General features: G+C 63.9%; 5 protein-coding genes. 2 read left to right on the top strand and 3 right to left on the bottom strand.

The window, feature by feature from the left end:
- The first annotated feature begins 172 nt into the window (after positions 1 to 172).
- Positions 173 to 1522 carry an FAD-dependent oxidoreductase gene (locus tag EA346_RS13345; RefSeq protein ID WP_296759432.1) on the top strand — a complete coding sequence of 450 codons (1350 nt, stop codon included), beginning with the start codon at positions 173 to 175 and terminating at the stop codon, positions 1520 to 1522.
- A 31-nt stretch (positions 1523 to 1553) separates the two neighbouring features.
- Here EA346_RS13345 and EA346_RS13340 read toward each other — a convergent pair whose 3' ends face one another.
- The 3 genes from EA346_RS13340 to EA346_RS13330 form a co-directional block, all read right to left on the bottom strand.
- On the bottom strand, positions 1554 to 2153 hold the full coding sequence (locus EA346_RS13340; protein WP_296759435.1) for a hypothetical protein: 600 nt from the start codon (positions 2151 to 2153) through the stop codon (positions 1554 to 1556).
- Positions 2154 to 2216: 63 nt separating this feature from the next.
- Positions 2217 to 3101 (bottom strand): DUF1028 domain-containing protein, encoded by an 885-nt coding sequence (locus EA346_RS13335; RefSeq protein WP_296759434.1) that lies wholly within the window; start codon positions 3099 to 3101, stop codon positions 2217 to 2219.
- A gap of 154 nt (positions 3102 to 3255) precedes the next feature.
- Positions 3256 to 4185 (bottom strand): 1-phosphofructokinase family hexose kinase, encoded by a 930-nt coding sequence (locus EA346_RS13330; RefSeq protein WP_296759430.1) that lies wholly within the window; start codon positions 4183 to 4185, stop codon positions 3256 to 3258.
- A gap of 337 nt (positions 4186 to 4522) precedes the next feature.
- On the opposite strand from EA346_RS13330, the gene EA346_RS13325 reads away from it, so the two are divergent.
- Entirely contained in the window at positions 4523 to 4687 is a 165-nt protein-coding gene (locus tag EA346_RS13325; protein ID WP_296759428.1) for a hypothetical protein, read from the top strand.
- Positions 4688 to 4729: the final 42 nt, after the last annotated feature.

Below are 4729 nucleotides of genomic sequence, written 5' to 3'. Positions count from 1 at the left end.
TTTTCCCTGATCTCTCGTTGCTTAGAACCACTATGCGCCTCGATATCATGAAAAACTGCCCTCGCTCTCCCACCCGGCTCGCTACGGGCATCCAAGTCCGACAGGCTGCTAGAATCGAACTTCCTCAATGAATATCCCGAATTCCGAAGACCCGGGGCATACGAGAAAATCCATGGGAAACCGCAAACTGGTCGTCATCGGCGGCGATGCCGCTGGAATGAGCGCGGCATCCAAGGTCCGGCGCGAACATCCGGACCGCGAGATCGTGGTATTTGAACGCGGACGGCATACCTCCTATGCGGCCTGCGGCATGCCCTATTTCATCGCCGGCGAGGTGGAATCCTCCGACCGACTGATCGCCCGCCGTCCCGAAGTGTTCCGCGAAAAACAGAACATCGATGTGCGTACCCTGCACGAGGTCGTGGCGATCGACACGGAGCAGAGGCGCGTCAAGGTCAGGGATCTGCGGCAGGACACGACCTTCTGGGAGGGCTGGGACGACTTGCTGATCGCCACCGGCGCCTCCCCCATCGTTCCCGACCTGCCCAGCATCGACGCCGATGGCATCTTCAGCCTCTCCACCCTGCAAAGCGGGATCGATGTATTCGAGTACGTGGAGACCCACCAACCTGCGAAGGCCGTGGTCGTCGGCGGCGGTTACATCGGCATCGAAATGGCGGAGGCGCTGTTCGAAAGGGGCATGGAGGTCACATTGATCGACATGGCGCCGGAGGTGATGGTCAGCATGGATGCCGATGTCGCGGAATCGATCAGCCAGGCCATGAGAGATGCGGGGGTCAGCGTCTTTCTGGGCGAGAAACTCGAGCGTTTCGAGACAGACGCGGACGGACGACTGCGCGCCGTGGTCACGGACCGGCAGACACTGGAGGCCGACCTGGTCATTCTCGGCATCGGGATACGGCCCAATGCCGAACTGGCGAAGGCCGCCGGGATCGAACTGGGCGCCGGCGGTGCGATCAAGGTGAACAAGCGCCTGGAAACCTCGGTGCCCGATGTCTGGGCGGCAGGCGATTGCGCCGAATCGTTTCACCTCGTGAAAGAGAGACCGGTGTTCATTGCACTCGGGACCGTGGCCAACAAGCACGGACTGGTGGCGGGCATCAACATCAGCGGCGGAAGGATGGAGTTTCCCGGCGTGCTCGGCACCGCCATCACCCGGTTCCGCGACCTCGAGATTTCCCGCACGGGCCTGTCCGAGAAGGAAGCGGAAGAGGCCGGGATTCCATTCAGGGTGAAGACCATCGATGCCCTGACCCGCTCCCACTACTTCCCCGGCACCGCCAAGCTGAAGGTGAAGCTCCTGGTGGAGGAAGGGACCGGGCGCCTGCTCGGGGGCCAGATCGTGGGTGGAAGCGGCGCTGCCAAGCGGATCGACACCATCGCCGTGGCGATCACGGCCAGGCTCACGGCGGAGCAACTGGTCTATACGGACCTCTCCTATGCGCCGCCGTTCTCGCCGGTCTGGGACCCGGTACAGACAGCCGCCAGAACGCTGGCGTAAGCGCCTGCCGGACTGCCCGAAAAGGCGCGGATCACCCGACGCGACCGAAGCTTCGCAGGACGACCAGAAGGACCCGGTGCGTCAGCCACCAAGCGGACACACAAACCAGAACGACGATCCCGAACCAGGCGTACGGCGAGGTCCAGTCCTGCGCCTGGCCCCCCGGACCCCACACCCAGTTGATGTTCCGCTCCGGGGTGGAAATCACGAACGTCACCACGAGGATCGCACAACCCGTCGGCACCCAGACGCGCCACGCCATCCTGTCGTAACCGAGTCGCCACACCATCCAGAAGAGGACAAAGGGCAACAGCAGGTGGTAGAGCGACAGCAGGCGCACATGTAACGCGATATCCGGATCGTACATGTAGTCGACGATGCCCAGCGGCGTCGGTCCCGCCAGCGCCAGGCTCAACAGAAAATCGAAAACCCAGGCCATTTCCAGGAGCGCAACCGCAACCGCCATCATGCTCGCGAGGCGCCGGCTCTCCAGCCACGCGGCCAGCAGCCCCCCGATCAGCGCGACGTTGGAGAACCAGAGAAAATTCACCAGGCCGTGCTCCAGCGTGTACGCTGGGATCAGCGCGGCCACGAACAACAGATAGGACAGCTTGAACCAGAGTGGGATCAACCGATTCACTCCCCGTTCCCTTTGGCGAAACGCTCACGTTCCCACACCATCCCCAAATCGACGTCAGCCTGCAAGGATCTCGTCGAGCGCGTGCGAGCCCTCGGGCAGATACCGCGACCTGGCCACCCGTTCCGCCAGCAGCCGCCAGTTCCTGGAAGAGTCGAACAGTTCTCGAAACAGGGGCTCCGCCTCCTTCTCAAACCCGGCAACCGCCATGGCCACGGCCTGCCAGAAGACCAGTTCCTCGTGGGCAGGCGCCATCGAAACCGCCATGGAGAACTCCCGTAACGCGGCATCGACATCGCCATTGCGCAGATGATGGTCGCCGCGGCTGTTGTGGTGAAAGGCCCTCTTGAGGGTCACCAGACGCTTCAGCTCCTGCAGCGGTTGATCGTGGTCTTCGACCCGGAGATTGAACAAGACGTCCACTGCCGGATCTCCAGAGGACTCGGCGTTGACGACGATGACTGCGGCAGACCGCCGGCCGCGCAGGTCGCCACCGGCCGCCTGTGCGGCCTCCAGGGACACGATCAACCGGTCGACGAGTTCGCCCTGCTCACTCTCGAAGGCTGCTCCCATCCTCTTCCAGATTCCCGGTTCGAGCAGCATATTACCCAGGCAGGCATACCCATCCCCGGCGTGATGACCCGCCTCCGGGATGCATCGCTCGCCCGTGTAGACCGCAACGCGGCCCTGGGTATCGACCATCGCCGACTGGCGATATTCCGCATGCTGGTCTCTACCCCGCACCGTCGCCAGCGCCTCATGCGCCGACGCACCCTCCCGGATCAGACGCAGGCCTTCCGTCCCATAGCTGGGCTTGGCGAAGGACTGGATGGTCACGGCAGCCACCCCGGCATCCGCATGAGGGCTCACACTGCCGACCGAGAAGTAATGCGATTGTACGGCCACGCCGAGATGACCCGTTTCCGCAGCACGTGCAACGATCGAATACGTGGCGACCGGTAACCCTCCTGGTCCGGAGCCAGGCTTGCTCGACGCCGGTCCAGGGCCGCTTCGACGGCGTTCTAGCATGCCCTGCTCCCTGCCCCGGGGCTGTGCCCGGCAACGATGCCTCCGTCGTCGATGATCTCGAGTTGTCTCAAGGTCGCAGCTCTTCGTACAACCGCTCGACATCCTCCGCACGACACATCTCAGTGCCCTCGCTCAGCAATGCGGCGGCCCCGGCAGCCACGGCGTAGCGAGCCGCATCTTCCAACGGCTTCCCGTCGGCCAGACGAAGCACCAGGGCCGCCACGAAGCTGTCACCTGCGCCCACTGCGCTGCGCGCCTCCACCTCTGGCGCCGCAATGTGGAAGGCGTCGTCGACCGATGCGAACAACGCCCCGTCACCGCCGAGGCTCAGCGCCACGACCTCGGAACCGCCGTCGTCAACGATTTTCTGCAGCGTCGCTTCCTGCTCCTCCCTCGTGTCGAGGTCGGAGCCGGTCAGATCGCTCAATTCGCGGCGGTTGGGCTTGATCAGGAAGACGCCCTCCTCCAGGGCCGCCTCGAGGGCCGCTCCGGACGCATCGACCACGCATCGAGCCTCGGCCTGCTTCGCCAGACGCGCCACCCGTGCCGGGAAATCGTCCGGCACACCCTGGGGCAGGCTGCCGCTGACCACCACATAGGCACCGTCCGAGAGCCTTTCCTCGATCAGGTCCAACGCGCCTCGCCACTCTTTCTCCCGCCACTGTGGACCCTCCAGCACGAAACGGTACTCCTCGCCGGTCGAGGTCTCGGACACGTTCAGACTCTGGCGGGTGTTGCCTTCGATCGCAATGCGGGTCGCGCCGTCCAGTTCGGCCTCGAGCAGGCCTTGATACACCTCGCCGAGCGGGCCTCCCACGGCGTACAGTGCCGTGGCTTTGCCTCCCAGGCGCTCGATCACGCGAGCGACGTTCACGCCGCCTCCACCGGGGTCGAAGCGAACCCCGGAGCAACGGAGCTTGTGTTTGCTGACCACCTTGTCCACTGACGTACTCACATCGAGTGCCGGGTTCATCGTGAGCGTGAGAATCGATGCCATCGCATACCCTCCTGTATCCGTCGGGCGGGCCAAAGCCGCTCGCTTGCATTCGAGTCGTCACGCTAACTTAACGCATCCAGGGTCTCGGGTGCCCATGGGGATTTTCCGGACTGTAAAGACCCCGAAGCCGTGTGCTACGGTGACACTTGGAGGAAGACTGGCCGAGCCGGCAATCCGCGTGGCTTCGGGGGCTGCAGCCCCAATGGCTGGAGTGCATGGCTGAAGACCGCGCGGGAACCGCAGTGCACGGGCGCGCTCCTGACCGTCGCCGGGCGCGCCTGTTTCTCAAGCACGCAACTCTGCGTAGCGTGCTGAACATTCACAAAAGGAGATGCTCATGAGTTCGCTACTGAAGCTATGGATTCCTATCGGTCTCGTTTCTCTGATCCTGCTGGTTGGTTGCGCGGATCCCGGTCCGGCGGAGGAGGTCGGCGAAGAGATCGATGAGACCGTGGAGGATGCAGGCGAAGCGATCGACGACGCCACCAACAACGACGACTGAGCGCTACCCCGCCCTCGGCTCGGTCACAGCGCTGGGGGCGGG

The organism is Thioalkalivibrio sp. (genome assembly GCF_007692535.1).
In the GTDB taxonomy this organism is placed as follows: Bacteria; Pseudomonadota; Gammaproteobacteria; order Ectothiorhodospirales; family Ectothiorhodospiraceae; genus Thioalkalivibrio.
This window is presented reverse-complemented; position numbering and strand designations above follow the sequence as displayed.

Coding starts and splice junctions, on each gene's coding strand:
- EA346_RS13330 (WP_296759430.1), bottom strand. CDS start 4,185: ATGGCATCGATTCTCACGCTCACGATGAACCCGGCACTCGATGTGAGT.
- EA346_RS13345 (WP_296759432.1), top strand. CDS start 173: ATGGGAAACCGCAAACTGGTCGTCATCGGCGGCGATGCCGCTGGAATG.
- EA346_RS13325 (WP_296759428.1), top strand. CDS start 4,523: ATGAGTTCGCTACTGAAGCTATGGATTCCTATCGGTCTCGTTTCTCTG.